Below are 1,067 nucleotides of genomic sequence, written 5' to 3' on the forward strand. Positions count from 1 at the left end.
CCATGTCAAGGGTAGGTAAGGTTTTTCGCGTTGCATCGAATTAATCCACATCATCCACCGCTTGTGCGGGTCCCCGTCAATTCCTTTGAGTTTTAATCTTGCGACCGTACTCCCCAGGCGGTCTACTTCACGCGTTAGCTGCGTTACCAAGTCAATTAAGACCCGACAACTAGTAGACATCGTTTAGGGCGTGGACTACCAGGGTATCTAATCCTGTTTGCTCCCCACGCTTTCGTGCATGAGCGTCAGTTTTGACCCAGGGGGCTGCCTTCGCCATCGGTGTTCCTCCACATATCTACGCATTTCACTGCTACACGTGGAATTCTACCCCCCTCTGCCAAACTCTAGCCTTGCAGTCTCCATCGCCATTCCCAGGTTGAGCCCGGGGATTTCACGACAGACTTACAAAACCGCCTGCGCACGCTTTACGCCCAGTAATTCCGATTAACGCTTGCACCCTACGTATTACCGCGGCTGCTGGCACGTAGTTAGCCGGTGCTTATTCTTCAGGTACCGTCATTAGCCACCTGTATTAGAGGCAGCCGTTTCTTCCCTGACAAAAGAGCTTTACAACCCGAAGGCCTTCTTCACTCACGCGGCATTGCTGGATCAGGCTTGCGCCCATTGTCCAAAATTCCCCACTGCTGCCTCCCGTAGGAGTCTGGACCGTGTCTCAGTTCCAGTGTGGCTGGTCGTCCTCTCAGACCAGCTACTGATCGATGCCTTGGTGGGCCTTTACCCCACCAACTAGCTAATCAGATATCGGCCGCTCCAGGAGCATGAGGTCTTGCGATCCCCCACTTTCATCCTTAGATCGTATGCGGTATTAGCGTAACTTTCGCTACGTTATCCCCCACTCCAGGGTACGTTCCGATATATTACTCACCCGTTCGCCACTCGCCGCCAGGTTGCCCCGCGCTGCCGTTCGACTTGCATGTGTAAGGCATGCCGCCAGCGTTCAATCTGAGCCAGGATCAAACTCTTCAGTTTAATCTCTGTTACTTTGCCATTTTCATGGCACCGTCATTGCTGACGGGTCGCTCACTCAAAATACTGACAGGCCACTA

General features: G+C 53.0%; 1 rRNA gene. It reads right to left on the reverse strand.

The features are described from left to right. Positions 1-990: ribosomal RNA gene (locus tag ACCD07_RS32265) — 16S ribosomal RNA — on the reverse strand; the annotation flags it as partial. Positions 991-1,067: the final 77 nt, after the last annotated feature.

The organism is Duganella sp. Dugasp56, from assembly GCF_047304105.1.
Classification (GTDB): domain Bacteria; phylum Pseudomonadota; class Gammaproteobacteria; order Burkholderiales; family Burkholderiaceae_D; genus Rugamonas; species Rugamonas hordei.